Source organism: Actinomycetota bacterium, assembly GCA_030650795.1.
Lineage (GTDB): Bacteria > Actinomycetota > Actinomycetes > S36-B12 > S36-B12 > UBA11398.
The window spans coordinates 168,181-185,385 of the sequence record JAUSDJ010000002.1; the positions used below are offsets into that span (position 1 = coordinate 168,181).

Here is a 17,205-nt window from a genome sequence, read left to right on the forward strand (position 1 = left end):
CGTATACCCGTTCAAGCGGGAAATGCCGTTGTGTTGCAGGCGTTTCGGCCAGTTACAGCGGCGCAACAAAGTCGATACCAGACATAGCGAACTATTCGGGCGGCTTGTTACGCAGTCGCTGCCAAAGCCTCAGCACTCGCATCAATAACCTCGCGGATCTGCTGATCGTCGATGCCGCGATGCGTCACCGCACGAATCTGTCCATGGTCGTAGGCCATGAGCGCGATGCCTTGAGACCGCAGGTGTTCCAAGTACGCAGCTCGCCGAGCATGTCCGCCGTCAACCTTGAACAGCACGAAGTTGGTCGTCACTCGTGTGGGATCAAGAGCATTGCCTTGGACTTGTGCGCAGCCACCGGGACTCGCAACGCCTGCTTGCAGTGCAAGCCCGTCAGCAAGCTGGCGTGCGCACATGTGGTCATCGGCCAGACGATTGATCGATCCGAATTCATCGTCACCAAGTGCGACGAGCCCTGCTGCAGCGAGCACGCCTGCTTGTCGCATGCCACCGCCCAGCAGCTTTCGCGCACGACGAGCGCGAGCGATGAATGCCGAAGAACCCACCACCATGCTTCCGACAGGCGTCGACAGGCCTTTGCTCAGACAGAACATTGCCGAGTCAGCATCCTGCAGCAGTTCAGCGACAGGGATCCCCAACGCAATCGAGGCATTGAAGATGCGAGCGCCATCAACGTGAACAGGCATGCCATCTGGCAGTGCGAGACGCAGTGCCCGCATGTATTCAGGTGAGATCGGGCGACTCATGCTGTGCGCGTGACAGTTCTCCACGACGACCAAGCTGGTGGGGGCTCCGTGGAGATCCTCTGGGTCGTTGATCGAAGCGACCACAGATTCCAGGGGCATCTCACCGTTGGAGTTCTCAATGATCGGGCGGATGCCAGTGCTGGCGACTACCGCGTAGTTGGCTGCTTCATCACGCAGCACGTGTGATTCAGAAGGCGCGATCATTTCTCCACCGCGTGGCACATGTGCCATGACGCTCACGAGATTGCCCATAGTGCCGGACGCTACGAAGAGGGCGGTCTGTTTGCCAGTGAGGTTGCAAGCGCGGGCTTCTAGTTCATTGACCGTCGGGTCCTCTCCATACACGTCGTCGCCAAGCGGTGCCGTTGCCATCGCGTCGAGCATTGCCTGTGTTGGATGCGTCACCGTGTCAGAGCGCAGGTCGATGCGAGGTGACACGGCTGAAGGGGTCGCAGCTCGGTAACTCACGTTCGTGACGCTACTGGCAACCAGTTGATGTTCGCGCCGTGCGGATTGCACGTAGCCAGTACTTCGTGACGATTCAAAGGCCAGAGATCAAGTTCAAGGCTGACAGTGCCGTAGTTGTCGTCGAACTCCATGCGCAGCCAGGCCAGCGGCGCGTCAGTCGCTGCCTGAGCGCCCAAGTCATCCATAACTGTCACAAACTCCTGCCGTTCAGCACCGGTCAGGTACGGCATCACTATTGAATGCATTACCACCGTCACATGGCCCGTTTGGGGCGTAGCGCATTGCGAACGTACCCAGTCCGTTGCCGATGCGGCGTCGATGCGCACAGGCTCAAATACCGAAAGTGCAGCGTTGAGTCGCGACATTCGTACGCGATCCTCGGGCCAGATGAATGAACGCAATCGCACCTGACCTGCATCTGAGGCCGCATTGATGGGGGACAGGTCACAACCAGCTCGATCGACAATCACGAACGCGGCGCCATCAGGCTGACCTGAGTTGAGCAGATGGTCGAGTACAACTGGTGAGTCTTCGGGTCCCCAGAATTCCTCTCCCATGTGGATTCGGTATTCATCAAGACGAAGATTCAATCCAGCACTCGAGCCCACTTCGAGCAAGCGAACTGGCAGATGGGTCTCTGCGACGATCGTGCGCAGGCCAGCTGACAGGATTCCGGAACGAGCAACTTCGTTTGTCTGCACTGGGTGCTGCATTTCTGCCTGCACACGATTCTCGTGCTCGCCTACGAATGTGAGGAACGCCTTGGCTGCCAGGTGCGGGCTTGTCTGTCCGCCCAGACTCGGTAGATATCGAGAGAGGTCTGAGGAGATTCCCAGCAGCAGCAGCCGGTGAACCGCCCCGAGAATTCGCAGGAACACCGCTGACTCAACTGGATCCCTCGGGTCGTTCAGCAGTAGGCGCGAGGTCGCCGAAGTGGAGTCATCCAGCTGGTCATCTATAGCTGCGATGACAGCTGCCCAAGTGGGGGAGCCGTGTTCGGAACACAGCCTGCCTTGCAGGTCGGCTGCCGAACGCAGGGATGTCTTGGACGTCACAACCCGTCCCTCCATCTGCCGTAACTGTGTCACGAATATGCCGAAACTCATTGCTCTGGAATTGAACCTGCCTATCCTCCTGTATGCCGTATGAATGGCCCTTCGGATCTCGTGTACTCACAGCCGATGTCCTTGGCCCATCGCAGCCCACTCCACCTCGCCGTTTGGGATCAGTGCGACGCACGAGCACGGTCGACATGAACTGGCCTAAGGGCCTAGAACATGACGTGCACTGTGAGGGAACGTGCCGTGATTTGGTGACGACCGCAGTCGGCGATACCTGGATTGTTGATCTTGCGTCGGTGACGGCAAACATCTCACCTGAACGCTTCTACGTCGCGCTTTCCTCAATTCCCGACCGGCCTGCATTGCAGCAACTCGTTGGTGCTCGGGGTGCGGCTGGCTCTCGAACCAGGATGGGGCAACTGATTCCGGAAGAAAAGGAGCAGGGCACGGCCTTGTACTTGCTGATGGATGATGTCCCTGCCGCTGCATTGATCTCGGGTCAGATGCGATACGAATGGATCGCTCCGGAAGACAGGCCGGTATTCAAGGGCAGTTTGAGCATGATGGAAGACATCTGCATAGGCCACGCAGCTGGCTCGAGTCATCACTCACCGGATGAAGGTGTGATTGCCATCCAGCAAACCAGGCCAGTGCCACCTCTGCGAGACCCAATGGATCCGTTGGCGTGGCATGAGCATGCGCCCGACGAACGCGGTCCCTCGATGCGTAGGGCTCGGCGCATCGATGTGTGGCTGGAAGATGGTCAGATCCAAGTGGATGCCTTCTTTCAGGACAGTGGCATCAACCCCGATGGCGTCAGATTTGCCGTGCATGAGTACACCATGCAAGCGACCGCTGACATGGATGGCGTTCTGACTTCTGTCAAGGCTGAACCTCGAGTCCTGCCGTTCGACACCTGCCCAGCGGCCGTGCTCAATGTTTCGCCAATGGTCGGTACCGAACTGCCCGCATTCAGGTCGACCGTTCTCAAGACGCTGCCTGGGGTCCTTGGCTGCACGCATCTGAACGACATGCTGCGTTCCTTGGCAGAAGTTCCGATGCTGGTGAGCAACCTCAACTAGCGCGGGCAGGTAGATTTTTCAAATGCGGGCTACAACATTTCTCATGTTCACGGGTGACTCCGAGGCCTGGCTCAACCTTGTGACGTCCACGGTCCCTGACTCGCGAATTGTGTCGATCCAGCGTCATGGCCCCGACGGGCCAGGGACTGAAGGCTCAGTATCGATGGCAGAAGCTGTTGTCGGCGGCATCCCAGTGCGATGCAATGACTCGCCGCCCGTGCATGAGTTCACCTTCACACCGTCGATGTCATTCTTCATTGATCTTGATGATGAAGCGCAACAGACGGCGGTCCACGACGCGCTGATTGAAGGCGGCAGCACGCTCATGCCCTTGGGTGACTACGGATTCAGCCAGCGATTTGCATGGATTCAGGATCGGTACGGCGTGTCATGGCAATTGAATCTGCCCTGACACGCAGCTCCGGTCGGGTGTGCTACTCGTCGTCGGTGCGATACCCGAGGTTCGGCGAAAGCCAGCGCTCGGCCTCGGCCACCGTCCACCCCTTGCGCTGTGCGTAGTCCGTCACCTGGTCGCGACCAATCTGTCCAACAACGAAGTACTGCGACTGCGGATGCGAGAAATACAGCCCGCTGACCGAGGCACCTGGCCACATAGCCATGCTCTCGGTGAGTTCGATGCCGGTATTGGCCTGAACGTCGAGCAACTTCCAGATGGTCTGCTTCTCAGTGTGCTCAGGATTTGCCGGATAGCCCGGAGCAGGCCGGATGCCCACGTACTTCTCCTTGATGAGTTCGTCGCTATCGAGATGCTCATCGGGCTGGTAGCCCCAGTATTCCTTGCGAACGAGTTCGTGCATGCGCTCGGCGAAGGCCTCGGCCAAGCGGTCTGCCAATGACTCCAACAGGATCGCGCTGTAGTCATCGAGCGCTTCCTTGAACTCGATGACCTTTGCAGCGCTGCCCAAGCCCGCCGTGACGGCGAACGCGCCGACAAAATCCTCAAGCCCGGTGTCCTTCGGTGCCACGAAGTCGGCGAGGCTGCGATGCGGGATGCCCTCGCGATGCTCGCTCTGCTGACGAACTTCGCGCAAAGTGTTGAGAACTTCTGTTCGAGAGTCGTCGGTGTAGACCTCGATGTCGTCATCGTTGACGGTGTTGGCGGGGAACAGCCCGATGACACCGGACGCCTTCAGCCACTGCTCCTGGATAATCTGGTCCAGCATCACCTGAGCATCGTCGTAGAGCTTGCGCGCTGCTTCGCCGGAAGCCGGGTTGTTGAGGATGTCCGGGAACTTGCCCTTCATCTCCCACGCGTTGAAGAAGGGCTGCCAATCAATGTATTCCCGCAATTCGGCAATGGAGTAGTCGTCGAAGACCTGCACACCAGTCGTAGCTGGCTTTGGCGGCTGATAGCCCGACCATTCAATCGGCGGCTTGTTCGCGCGTGCCTTGTCAATCGGGAGGATGACCTTGGCATTGGTGCGAGCTGCGTACCGCTCGCGCAGCGCGTTGTAGTCCACCTGCAAGTTATCGAGCAGCGCCGGGCGCTGGTCGTCGGACAGCAGCGCGGCTACCACGGGCACAGAACGTGATGCATCCTTCACCCAGACGACCGCACCGTGATACTTCTGATCGACCTTCACCGCAGTGTGAGCACGTGAAGTTGTCGCACCACCAATGAGCAAGGGAATGTCGAACCCCTGTCGCTCCATCTCCGTTGCGAAGTTGACCATCTCGTCGAGTGATGGCGTGATGAGTCCAGACAGGCCGATGATGTCCGCGTTGTGCTCCTTGGCGGCATCGAGGATCTTCTGAGCTGGAACCATGACGCCGAGGTCAATCACCTCGTAGTTGTTGCATTGCAGCACGACGCCGACGATGTTCTTTCCAATGTCATGCACATCGCCCTTGACCGTGGCCATGATGACCAGCCCATTGCTGCGGCCAGCGTCGTCCGGATGCTTCTCGGCCTCGATGAATGGGATCAGGTAGGCGACAGCCTTCTTCATGACACGTGCTGACTTCACGACCTGAGGCAGGAACATCTTGCCGGCGCCGAAGAGATCACCGACAACATTCATTCCAGCCATCAACGGGCCTTCGATGACCTCAATTGGTCGGCCACCACGCTCCTGAATGAGTTGGCGAAGTTCTTCTGTGTCAGTCTCGGCGTAGTCGTCAATGCCCTTCACCAGCGCGTGCGTGATGCGCTCGTCGACCGGCAACTCACGCCACTCTTCGTTCGCGCCTTCAACCTTCATGCCATCACCAGCAAAGTCGGCGGCGATCTCGAGCAGGCGCTCTGTGGCGTCAGCGCGACGATTCAGGATGACGTCTTCAATGCGCTCGCGAAGGGTTGCGTCGATCTCGTCGTACACAACAAGCGCACCGGCATTGACGATGCCCATATCCATGCCAGCGGCGATCGCGTGAAACAGGAACACGCTATGGATCGCCTCGCGGACGGCGTTGTTGCCGCGGAACGAGAACGAGACATTCGAAACACCGCCAGAAACCAGCGCACCTGGCAGGTTCTGCTTGATCCACCGAGTTGCCTCGATGAAGTCAACTCCGTAATTGGCGTGCTCTTCAATGCCAGTCGCAACTGCGAAGACATTCGGGTCAAAGATGATGTCCTCGGCGGGGAAGCCAACTTCGTTTACAAGGATGTCGTAGGCGCGCTGGCAGATCGCCTTGCGACGCTCTAGATTGTCGGCCTGCCCCTGCTCGTCGAATGCCATCACCACTACGGCGGCGCCGTACTTGCGGCAAAGGGTCGCCTCGCGTCGGAACTTCTCCTCGCCCTCCTTCATGGAGATCGAGTTGACGATGGGCTTGCCTTGGACGCAGCGAAGCCCGGCTTCGATCACCTCGAACTTTGACGAGTCGATCATGAGCGGAACGCGGCTAATGTCTGGCTCGGAAGCGATGAGCTTGACGAAGCGGTCCATGGCCGCGATGCCGTCAATCATCCCCTCGTCCATGTTGATGTCGATGACCTGTGCACCACTCTCGACCTGCTGGCGCGCCACTGACAGCGCGGTGCCGTAATCGCCGTCACGAATAAGGTTTCGGAATCGAGCTGACCCGGTGATGTTGGTGCGCTCACCGATGTTCACGAAGAGCGACTCAGGCAGGATTGTCAACGGCTCAAGACCAGACAGACGGCAGGCGGGGTCGATCAGCGGAGGAACGCGCGGCGTGATGCCTTCTACCGCGTCGACCATCTTGGCGATGTGATCCGGCGTGGTGCCGCAGCAGCCGCCGAGCAGATTGAGGAGCCCGCTTTCGGCGAACTCGCGCACGATTGCCGCAGTCTGCTCTGGAGCCTCGTCGTACTCGCCGAAGGCATTTGGGAGACCCGCATTGGGATAACAGGAGACGAAGCAATCAGCCACGCGTGAAATCTCCGCGAGATACGGGCGCATTTCTTCAGCACCCAGTGCACAGTTCAGGCCAACCAGGAGCGGTTTCGCGTGGCGAACGGAGTTCCAGAACGCCTCGGTGACCTGCCCAGAAAGAGTTCGCCCGGATGCATCTGTGATGGTGCCGGAGATCATCACTGGCCAGCGTCGGCCTCGTTCTTCGAAAAGGGTCTCGATGGCGAAGATCGCGGCCTTGGCGTTCAGCGTGTCGAAAATAGTCTCAACGAGCAGGAGATCTGCTCCACCATCAACGAGCCCATTCACCTGTTCGAGATATGCCGAGGCGAGCTGCTCGTAACTGATGTTGCGAGCGCCCGGGTCATTGACATCGGGTGAGATGGAAGCCGTACGCGTTGTCGGACCGACCGCGCCGGCCACAAAGCGCGGACGGGAGGGATCAAGCGTTGTGACCTCGTCGCATTGAGCGCGAGCAAGGCGGGCGGACTCGTAGTTCAACTCGTAGGCGAGATCCTCAAGTGCATAGTCGGCCAGTGAAATCCGCTGGGCGTTGAAGGTATTGGTCTCGATCAGGTCCGAGCCGGCATCGAGGTAGGCGCGGTGGATCGCGCTGATAGTTGCCGGCTGCGTGAGGATCAAGAGGTCGTTGTTGCCCTGTAGATCTCCGGAAAAGCCAGCGAAACGCTCGCCGCGGTAGTGCGCCTCATCGAATGAGTGGCGCTGAATCATGGTGCCCATTGCGCCGTCCAGGATCAGGACACGCTCAGCGAGCAGCTTCGACAAGATGCCTGTTGCATCGGGCCGAAGCCGGGGTTCGAACATTCAAGCCTCCAAAACCGGAGGCGCCCTTGTTCCGTCGTGCGCACATCGAGCGTGGCGGGTATTTACCCGTCGCAGCGCCCCTCGATTGCTGCGCACAATCTACCTGAATCTCGCTGCCTGGGCTCAACAGGCCGCCGTGCGTGGCGTGTGAGGGGATCTTGGCCCCTGTTGACAGGAGGGCTCTGCTCGCTAGGTTGCTGAGTGGAGGTGGGTGCAGATGCGTCCCCGAGGTTCATCACGATCAGTCATGCTGCGATGGGGTCGGGCCAATTGCGCCGCTGCGGCTGCATTGGCACTTCTCTTGAGCCCGAGTGCATGGTCAGTTGCGCAAGCTGATACTTACCGCTCTGGGCACCCGCCGGTTCTGAGCTCCGCCACCATCGATTCCCAGCGGCGGCTCGTTGTGACGTACACCGCGCCTGATGGTGTGACCTACGGCGGGACCGTCTATCTCGACAGCAATCCGCTCAATGCGACAGCACCACCCGGGCAGTACGGCCCCATCATGTACTGCAATAACAAGTCGATCTGTGCGGGGCGATGGAAGTTGGCCGCGACGCCGAACAGCGGTCCTTTCACATACTCAACTGAGCCGCTGGACATGAAGAAGTTCCCGAGCGGCACGTACTGGGTGCAAGTTGAGACCACCAATGAGGATCCGTACGCGAGTACTCGGTATTGGGAGGATTCGAACGTCGTGTCCGTGACGCTGCCGGGCGTACCTGCACCGCGAAAGCCTGTTTCCCTTGAATCGGTTTCGAATGGCTGCGGTGGGGGAGAGGTGGGTGATGACCCCCGTTTTCTTGACGAGGTGAGCTTCTCCTCCGGAACGAAGGGTTTGCGATTCAAGGTCCGTTTCCGTCAGGCATGCAATATCCACGATGCTGGGTACGGCGGGTACAAGATTCGCAATCCACTCCATAAGAACACTGGCGTCGATTATCTGGCTGTTCCACGCAAGACCATCGACGATCAATTCTTGCGGGATCTCAGACTCCTGTGCGATGAGCAACTTCCGAAGTCCCAATCTGCTGCTGGGGCCAAGAAGCAGTGCTATGCGTACGCGAAGGCTTACTGGATAGCTGTACGCGAAGGCTTACTGGATAGCTGTACGCGAAGTGGGGTCCAAATTCTTTGACGCGGATCCTGAGCAGCCGGGGCAGCAGCTCATTGGACCCCGGAGCACACTGTGAGCAACAGACAACTCAGGAACGCAAACCAAGCGATGGAGCCATCATGAGAACTGCGCCAAGATTTGCCAGTGTCACCCTGACGGTCGCCCTCGCTGCCGCAATCGCCGCGGGCACTGCACCAGCGGCTCTGGCCGCGCCCGGCGACTGGACCCAGGTGTCGCAGATCTCATCGGCCACCCGCTACCCCGCGGTCGCCAATATCGCCGAGCCGACGATCGCCTGGTTCGGGTCCTCCCTCCAAGTCATCTGGCCGCAGAAGCAGTCCAGCAGCAAGGAGGCGTACTCCACCGCCATCCTCGGAGCTGACGGTCGGATCACGACTGCGGCTCGACCGGTCTTCGCCGAATGGGACACCATCACCAAGAACCCGACGCTCATCTCCTTGGGCGGCCAGCGGTTCCTGTCCTTCAGTGGCCTCAACGCAGGTCGAACAGGAGCCCAGTACTTCGCCAACTCCGGTGACGGTGTGACGTGGGACGTGTCGACGGGCTCGATGTCGGAAACACAGTCGGCCTATGCCTCCTACGGCTCCGACGCAATCGACAACGCCGGCACGCCGGTGTGGGTCGGCAACCCAGGAACGACGACCGGGATCCGCTGGCACGTCGGCACGTCACCGAGCAACCCCGCTCCCGCCGGAAGCGACGGGAAGTACTCGCTCGCTGGTTGCTGTGGCTACGACGCTGCAGCAGCACGAGACGAGGCAACGGGCGGGGTCTACGCAGCCTTCTACAGCAACAGCAGTGCCACGACCGAGAACGGCGTGCAGGTTGGACAGATCCTGCCCGGATCAACGGGCTGGCGACAGGCGCCCGGTTCCGCGCAGATTGAGAACGGACATGCCTCGTCATCAGATCCTGACCAGCAGATCGCCATGGTGGGCCGCCCCGGTGGCGGCGTCTACGCCGCCTACGGCATGGGCTATCCGACGAAGAAGGCCATCCGGATCCTCAACGTGATCACTGGCGCAACGCTGGATCTTCCCCGCACCAGTGGCGTCAGTTCGATCGCCCTTTCAGCTGAGCCCGACGGTCGCCTCTGGATGACCTGGCGCGAGGGCACGAAGGTGATGGCCGTGCATACCAACGCAGCGGCCACGCGCTTGGGCGCAGTTGGCAACTGGGGTGCTCCCGGCGGCACTGAGAACCTGTGGAAGTCAGCGATCGCCGGAGCGAGCGGGGGCGCCTCGATCGTGTTCACGGCCACGACGCAGAACGCCATCAACGTCTGGCACACCCAGGTGACGCGGACGCTGAGCGTCACTGCTGCTCCGAGCAGTGTTCGACGCGGCGGGCACGTCACGTTCACCGTCACCGACGCTGGCGACCCAGTGGCAGGAGCCCAAGTGCGATTCGGTGCCAGAAACGCGACGACCAACGCGGCGGGCAAGGCCACCATCTCCGCACCAGGCTCTCGAGGCCGCGTGCAGGCCACTGCGCGCAAGGGCGTCTACAACCCGGGGACGACTTCCGTACGGGTGCGTTGACCACCTGCCCGGCGGTATGCCAAAGCATGCCCAATGGTGACGGGCGTGCTCAGAAATACTCGAGCGGGCGTCAGGGTTACCCCCTGGGCAAGGACGTGCAGGTGGAAGAGCGAGCAATGCCTGGAATTCCCGGAGACCCGGCCTACCCACACTGACACCGTCCGGCACAGCAGGGGATGTCAGCGGGCGCGCAGCACGAGCAAGAACTGCCCGCCGCCGGCCTGGACTTCGGTTGACACCGCCAAGTCCGGCGCGAATCGAGAGAGGCGATCGAGCAGCCACTCGGCCGCCTGGTCGGCGTCGGCTTGGCTGGGGCAGCGGGCAACCACTTCCTTGCCGCCCTTGCGGGTCAACCGATCGACGGTAGACACGATCGGGGCCGGATCCACGACGAACAGCTCCGAAGACCACGGCACGACGGGTGTGATCTTGCCCTTGCGGGTATTGCAGGCACGGTGTGCGAGGCGCTCAGCTGCGGCGGAGCCCTTCTTGCCCTTTGGCGAAGCACCACCGTCCACGCTCGGCCCGCGATCGGCGTTGACGGATGCCTGCGGATCGACTGGCTCGTCGCACAGCCAACAGCGCCAGCCATCGCGCTCGCCGATTTCGTTGAGGTCGCTCATGACCGCAGGCTACGCGACATTGCGACGGCCAAATCGATCAAGTATTTGGAGCAGTTTGGAGTTAGCGGTCCTGCTTCATTCTCTATGCGCCCACCAAAGTCATCATGGCGGAAGTGAAAGCAGCCAAGTCGGCGGGCCAGCGCGAAGTTACGAGATTGCCGTCAATGGCGACTGGCTTGTTGAGTGTCATGAACGCGCGCGCAATGAATTGAGTATGCGGGATGCTGCGCACGACAGCAGGGGCACCATCGGGGAACCCTCCCGGAATGATGAGAAGGTCGTACTGAGCAGGGTCCACGTCGCTGATCAGAATGTCGGGGGTGATGGAGTACTCGTGCTCACCGCTGATGTCGTCCCGAGTCGGCGCGGCGATGTCAACGTGGGCTCCTGCATCCAACAAACGGAAGTACGGGACGAACAGTTCCATGTCCTCGAACTTGTCGGCTGTGAGAATCACAGAACGCATGGATGCACCAAAGCGGTAAACGCAAAAAGTGAGCACTTACAAATTAGGTGACTGTCAGTGCTAACTCGGCGCCAGTTGCTGCGTGAGTTCTTCGATGCGGGCAAGCCCGCTCTCGGTCTGGTCAGCAAGACGAGCAGCGGCGATTTGAACTGAGGGGTCGTTGCGCTGGGCCGGGTCGATACGGGCCGGGTTGAGTGCGCAAGCGTTCATCCAGGCGCTGATATCCGGCTCAATGCCATAGCCGCGAGCGGCGATCGACCCGCGCGCCTGCATACGAACCCAACTGGCGAGTGTGTCTGGGAGAGTGTTGGGCGGACACAATCGGTTCTTCTCCCGGTCGTCGTCGCGGGTTGCCTCGACAAAGCCGATCAGCGCCGCATTCAAGCACGGGAATCCGGCGCGAATTGTCTGAAGTCGGATCCGATCAGGACCCCAAATGGGGATTCGTGGTGGGTATCTCAAACCCGAGGCGGCGCAGTGAACGATGAGCGAACCTGGCTCCAGAGGTACTGAGCCGTCGGATAAGCAGATCTCATGAGTGTCAACACGCTCGATGTGCCCGAGGCGGACGACATTCTCGATTGTGCGGAGCAGGTCCAGCTCCCAGGTAGCCAGGGTGGGTGCTTTCGCCATGGTTGGCGTGACCTGAGGGTCAATGCGGAGCATTACGCCGGCGTCTTCGAGTCGCATGAATACATCGTCAAGCGAGACTGCCTCTGCTGCTGCCTGCATGGTGTCTGCTGCCAAGTTGAGCGCAACGACGGGATCGGGCTGGACGACGGCGCGATTGAGCATCCACGGATCGCGCGGGCGCACCCAGACGATTTGATCGGGTGGCACCCCGTTGTGCAGAAGCCACACGATCCCATCGGTCGCGGTTTTGCCTGAGCCGACGATTACGAACTTTGCCGGTACGTCATCGAGACTAGCTAGCTTGTTGATCGGAACGACATTGACGTCCGGCGCAACGTTGAAGGGTGGGGTGGTATTCGCCGGAATCATTGGCGATAGGTAAGTGGCATCAACGACTCGGCGTCGAACTTTGACTTCGGTGACTCCTCCCGAGACTAGAGACGTCACGAGATGCGCCGAGCCGTCTTGGCGATATTCGCTTCCGCCGAGGAATGTGACGCGATCAGATGCGACGAAACGCCGGTGCAGGATGTCGTCGTAATACGTGAGGATCTCCGACTGCCGTGCCCGCTCCTGAAGCCCGGCCTCGGGTCCGGCGGTTTGCTCGGCGCCATTGCCCAACACGGTGGATGCGACGCCGTAGAACACCGATGCTTGATGCAGTTGAACGAACGGATACGCGTCCAACCAATGCCCGCCGGGCGCGTGACGGCAGTCAACCAGCGTGACGTGAACATCGGCGTGATCGATCAAAGCATCTGTGAAGGCCATGCCCATAGCCCCCGCGCCCACTACTAGGTAATCAGTCTCCAAGTGTCGAATCATCGAACTGGCCTCCCGAACCGTGGTGCTCCTCTCAACCAATCTTGGCCGACATTTGGCGAGGCCGCGCGAGAATTGCAGCTCGTATCGCCAGCCGACGCTGGGACCAATCGATCCTCGTTGAGAAATAACTACCAGCAACAAAAAACGCCCCAGCAAAGTTGAAAGCGTTCCCGATGTCCCAAGACATCTGTCTTCGGTGTCTAGAGACTTCACATTTGTGTCCGAGGACGGAGTGCCATCGATTGCACGGCATCCCGGGCGTCAGCGGACAAAGCAGTTCACGTCGCAGCCCCAACTGTTCCGATCTCCGAACTACGTCAGCCCACCTGGATCGCTGTGCCCAAGCCGAGACTGCCGGTGCTCGTGACCGTGACGACGTGTGTTCCGGCCGCGGCCGCAAAATCCACTCGTGCAGTCGTCGGGCCCAGCACGGCGATGGTCGCCGAAACCCCGTTGACGGTGACGGTGACGACACCTGGAGTGGTGCCGACTGGCAAGGTGATCCAGGCGTAGCCGGGTGACGGCGCAGACAGATCAACCGTCAACTGTTGCGCACCGGAGCCGGTCGGGCTCGTGGGTATCGGTTGGGGTTCCACGCTCGAAGAAGGTGCGGCCGCCGGACTGCTTCCCGGAACGTCAATCGAGAGGTCGCCGAGCATTCCGGTGCTGGTCACCGTCACGACGTGTGTGCCGGGACCGGCTACCAGGTCGACCCGGCTGGTGCCCGCCCCGAGTACGGAAGCCGTCCGCGGGTTGTTGCCGTCGACGCTGATAGTGAGTTGACCAGCAGTCGAGCCCGCACCCAGCGTGAGGTAGGCGTAACCAGGCGATGCAGTGGCAAGGTTGATCGTCACCTCACGAGACCCATCTGCGCCCGACGCGACTGTGGAAACACCGGGAATAGTTGCTGCCATGCCAACGTCGGTCGATGGAGCAGTTGTGGTGCCGCTGCCGGGCACCTGCAGCGAGGCGTCGCCGAGTTTTCCGGAGCTGACCACGACGACGGTGTGCGTCCCAGCACTTGCCTTGAAGTCCACGCGTGATGTTCCCGCGCCGAGGACCGAAGCCGTCGCGGGAGTACCGCCGTCGACGGCGATAGTGACCTGGCCGCTCGTGGTACCCGCACCCAGGGTGAGGTAGGCGTACCCAGGCGATGCAGTAATGAGGTTGATTGTCAGCTCACGCGTGCCGGCCGCAGTGCCTGAGGAAGTGGCACCACTATTAGTGGGCGTCCCGCCGATGCCGGTCGCGCTGCCAGTGATACCCGGGCCTCCCGTGGCTCGCGGCAGCACGTCAAAGCTCGCAGCCACGGGGCTGCTGGCGTGCACGAGCGACTCCTGGTGGGCCACATCGTCGAAGGCAAAGCCGTAGGCATGGCCGTCCCGCATCGCCTCATGCACCACCGCCGAGTAGTGGTTGAACAAGCCCTCGTTCCTTTCGGTGGGCCGGTAATAGGTCGCCGGGTCGGCGGCCGGAGACACCGGCTGGCTGCCGAGTGTGCCGCGGTTGAGGTCGGCGCACAGCGAGCGGGTAATCGGCCCGATGGTGTCGTTGTTCGGCGAGGCGAGCGCGCCGTCGCAGCGCCACACGTCAGCTGTGGTGGGCTGGTCCAGCTGAGCCACCACCGCACCACTGGTGTCTTTGAAAACGAACTTGCCGTTAACCACGGTGCCCGTGAATATCTTGGCGGGCTGTTCCTCCCAAGGCTGCACGGTAAGCGTGGATCCACCGGCGTACTTGGCCCACACGTTGTCGAGGTAGGGCTGGAGGTAGTCGTCCTCCATTCGATCGGACTCGACTAGCTTGGCAGGGCTCACCAAACGCAGAACACCACCGTTCGTCTGTACGGCATTCTCGAAGCCGGGTATGCCCGCCAGCGTTGCGGCAATCGAGGACATCGACTCAACGGTCACCCCGCTGCGCATCACATTGCCGCCTGAATCGGTCACACCAACAGAAGCCGGGATCACCATGCCGTCGACCTGCGTGGAGTTCAAGTAGAGGCCCCATGGGCTGTAGGAGAGTTCGATGAAGTCGAAGTCCACGTCGATCTGGCTGTCGAATGCATTGGGATCCCAGGGCACCGGTTGCACCAGGCCGTTGCGGCCGTCTGTGCCGACGACCAGGCGGAAACCGACCGGCGCACCGAAGCTGTAGTACATGCGTCCGGAGAAGCCGAAGGGAATGTCGACGATGCTGGCGGTGCCGGGGACCGGCCCGGCAATGGACACGTCGGGGGCGGGACTTGGCGTGCCCACGCTGCCCGTTGGGAAGACGTGGAAGGTGCCGTTGGCATCGAGATAGCCCTCTGGCGAGGAAACCCCGCTTGCGTCATTTATATGACCGACCATCGTTACGTACATGGGAGCGCTGAGACCCGATGAGTTGGCCACCGTCATCGGCAGGTCAACCACGTTGGCTGCCTGCGCAGTCTCGCCGACCCACGCAATCGTTCCGAATGCAATCAGACCCGCAGTCGCGCAGGCTAAGCAGCGTCGACCAAGTCCCATGTCTTCTCCTAAGTTGAATCGGCTGTATCTACGCAGTGGACGACATCGCGGTTGGCCATCCGTCGAAAGTGCTGTGCCTAGCGCTTGCCTCCTGTCATGCCCAAGTCTCCAGTCGGCCAACTGTGTCGCAGGTATTGATTTGCGAGCGTGTACGCGGATTCTACCTCGCATTCGTGTTTGCGGAACTGGACGAACGTCGCCTCTGGGCGCTGCCGTGCCCGCAGTGCGGCGCGTCCTGCGAGACGATCCTGCGCGAGATCACTCGCTGTTCCCGGACAACCCGGATGTCAAGGTGGCTGCACCACGACAGCTCGACCCGCTCTTGGAAGAATTTGGATTTAGCTAGTCGCGTGGAGGGGGGTGTGACAAGTTCGGGCTTGCCTACTCTCGTGCTTATCGATGGCTTGGTGGGCTCAGCGGGCAGGCTAAGTCAACAACTCACAAATATGCACGCCTTGCGGACATCGGCACTTCGGACTCGGGTCACTCAAGCACGCGGCATCAAATCGGGATGCCTCGCCTGCCACCAGCGATCAACTAGCCAATGCCCCGCGGCCTCTGCCTCCAAACTCGTATGAGTCTTTGGCCGTACATCTATTCCTGGGATGCGCAGGCGATGCTATCGGCTGCGAATTTCGCCTGCAGCTCGTTGGAGGCGTTTTCTGCGTCAAGGCTCTTGATGTCGTCGTCACTCAATTGGTTGACGAGTCCCGTCATGCAATCGATGACCTGCTGCGAGGCTCCAGACTTTGTGAGGGCCTCGGTAATTCCGGCGATCGACTCTTCACGGACCGAATTCGCATTGGAGCCTCCGCACGCCGCGAGGACGAGTGGCAGTGCCAAGACAACTGATGTGACCATAATTCGCACGCGCATGGACTTCCCCCTTCGATCCAACTATTCGCCATTTGGCTTTTCGGAGTAAACCATGCTGCGCAATCCACGTCCATTGATTACCACCACGTCAGGACTCCAATAGGGCGGAATGATCGCCAAACAGAATCCGTCAGGATTAGCGGGGGAGATCAGTTGGAAACGTCCACGATGTCTCAAGACATCTGTCTTCGATGTCTAGAGACATCACAGTTGGTGTCCGAGGATCGAACGGCACAGATTGCACCGATGCTGGGTCGCGGTTAGACCACTGGGAAGTCTGCTTGCCGCCGGGGTGATTCTGATGGGCCCCGAGAGGCTTCCTAGCCAGTCGGAAGCAGCAGATGGAGCAAGTAGGTGTTCTCTTCGAAGTTCACCTCAACTGAACCGAGGGCGCCCTCGTATGCACCCGTACCGCCGACGATCGCAGCGGTTGCGGTGGCCTCGTTCGGATCGTCATGCGCGGTCGTCTCGATCTCGATGCTTCCCTCTGCGAGCTGGAACGCTCCGTTACACTCGATCTCGTCGTCGACGACCGGCGTACAGGTGCGGATGTACTCTCCCTCGGCGTCGCCCGTGACCGCCGAGTTCCGCACCTCCACGAGGTTGCCGTTCGGGTGATCCTTGGCGATGCCTTCGGCGGGATACGAGATGCGCGTGTCGGGTTCGGCACCCGTGAGCTCGAGGGTAGAGCGGGTGAAGACGACGCTGCCTGCGTCGCCATCTCGAAGCGCAACTACGCCGAGTACCACTCCCACGAGCCCCAGGGCAAGCGCGATTCCAACCAGTATCTTCATAGACCCTCCCTCACTTGATGACGTATCGATGTTGGAAAGTTAGCAGCCGGTGCCAATACCGAAGAAGGTCTGCAGGGCTCGATTGGTTGATCCCTTTTCGCGAGGCGAGAGTTGGATTCCAGCCGCACCTCGCTTCGTACATGGCGTTCGGCATGAGAACGGCTGATTCGTTGTGTCCGCCAGTTTTCAAGAGCGTCCGAGGGCTGAAAGCCACAGACTGCACGATCAAGGATTGGCGGTTAGTTGCGTGGCGGTGGT

General features: G+C 60.5%; 13 protein-coding genes and 1 riboswitch. Of the genes, 4 read left to right on the forward strand and 9 right to left on the reverse strand.

What is annotated here, in order from left to right:
- Positions 1-107: 107 nt before the first annotated feature.
- On the reverse strand, positions 108-1,232 hold the full coding sequence (locus Q7L55_00835) for a GntG family PLP-dependent aldolase (protein ID MDO8731116.1): 1,125 nt from the start codon (positions 1,230-1,232) through the stop codon (positions 108-110).
- Entirely contained in the window at positions 1,229-2,287 is a 1,059-nt protein-coding gene (locus Q7L55_00840; protein ID MDO8731117.1) for a DUF2332 family protein, read from the reverse strand. Before Q7L55_00840 ends, Q7L55_00835 begins: the two co-directional genes overlap by 4 nt.
- A 257-nt stretch (positions 2,288-2,544) precedes the next feature.
- Between Q7L55_00840 and Q7L55_00845 the strand changes: the two genes are divergently transcribed.
- Positions 2,545-3,375, forward strand: a complete 831-nt coding sequence (locus Q7L55_00845) for a DUF2889 domain-containing protein (protein ID MDO8731118.1) — start codon at positions 2,545-2,547, stop codon at positions 3,373-3,375.
- A 22-nt stretch (positions 3,376-3,397) separates the two neighbouring features.
- A complete protein-coding gene (locus tag Q7L55_00850; protein MDO8731119.1) occupies positions 3,398-3,787 on the forward strand; it encodes a VOC family protein in 390 nt (129 codons plus the stop codon).
- A gap of 22 nt (positions 3,788-3,809) precedes the next feature.
- On the opposite strand, the gene metH is transcribed toward Q7L55_00850, so the two are convergent.
- Positions 3,810-7,541, reverse strand: a complete 3,732-nt coding sequence (gene metH / locus Q7L55_00855; GenBank protein ID MDO8731120.1) for a methionine synthase — start codon at positions 7,539-7,541, stop codon at positions 3,810-3,812.
- 11 nt (positions 7,542-7,552) lie between these two features.
- Positions 7,553-7,630: riboswitch (S-adenosyl-L-homocysteine riboswitch) on the reverse strand.
- A 158-nt stretch (positions 7,631-7,788) separates the two neighbouring features.
- Here metH and Q7L55_00860 point away from each other — a divergent pair.
- Both Q7L55_00860 and Q7L55_00865 read left to right on the forward strand, forming a co-directional pair.
- The gene (locus tag Q7L55_00860) at positions 7,789-8,679 is read left to right on the forward strand and encodes a phospholipase A2 (GenBank protein MDO8731121.1); all 891 of its coding nucleotides are present in this window, start codon (positions 7,789-7,791) and stop codon (positions 8,677-8,679) included.
- 98 nt (positions 8,680-8,777) lie between these two features.
- Entirely contained in the window at positions 8,778-10,220 is a 1,443-nt protein-coding gene (locus tag Q7L55_00865) for a hypothetical protein (protein MDO8731122.1), read from the forward strand.
- A gap of 179 nt (positions 10,221-10,399) precedes the next feature.
- Here the strand turns inward: Q7L55_00865 and Q7L55_00870 are convergent, their stop codons facing one another.
- The 6 genes from Q7L55_00870 to Q7L55_00895 form a co-directional block, all read right to left on the reverse strand.
- Entirely contained in the window at positions 10,400-10,843 is a 444-nt protein-coding gene (locus Q7L55_00870; GenBank protein MDO8731123.1) for a hypothetical protein, read from the reverse strand.
- 82 nt (positions 10,844-10,925) lie between these two features.
- Positions 10,926-11,309 carry a DJ-1/PfpI family protein gene (locus Q7L55_00875; GenBank protein MDO8731124.1) on the reverse strand — a complete coding sequence of 128 codons (384 nt, stop codon included), beginning with the start codon at positions 11,307-11,309 and terminating at the stop codon, positions 10,926-10,928.
- A gap of 60 nt (positions 11,310-11,369) precedes the next feature.
- Positions 11,370-12,767, reverse strand: a complete 1,398-nt coding sequence (locus Q7L55_00880) for an NAD(P)-binding protein (GenBank protein MDO8731125.1) — start codon at positions 12,765-12,767, stop codon at positions 11,370-11,372.
- A 317-nt stretch (positions 12,768-13,084) separates the two neighbouring features.
- A complete protein-coding gene (locus tag Q7L55_00885; protein ID MDO8731126.1) occupies positions 13,085-15,277 on the reverse strand; it encodes a beta-1,3-glucanase family protein in 2,193 nt (730 codons plus the stop codon).
- Between the two features lie 594 nt (positions 15,278-15,871).
- Entirely contained in the window at positions 15,872-16,153 is a 282-nt protein-coding gene (locus tag Q7L55_00890; GenBank protein ID MDO8731127.1) for a hypothetical protein, read from the reverse strand.
- Positions 16,154-16,473: 320 nt separating this feature from the next.
- Complete coding sequence (locus Q7L55_00895) at positions 16,474-16,947, reverse strand: hypothetical protein (GenBank protein MDO8731128.1); 474 nt, start codon at positions 16,945-16,947, stop codon at positions 16,474-16,476.
- Positions 16,948-17,205: the final 258 nt, after the last annotated feature.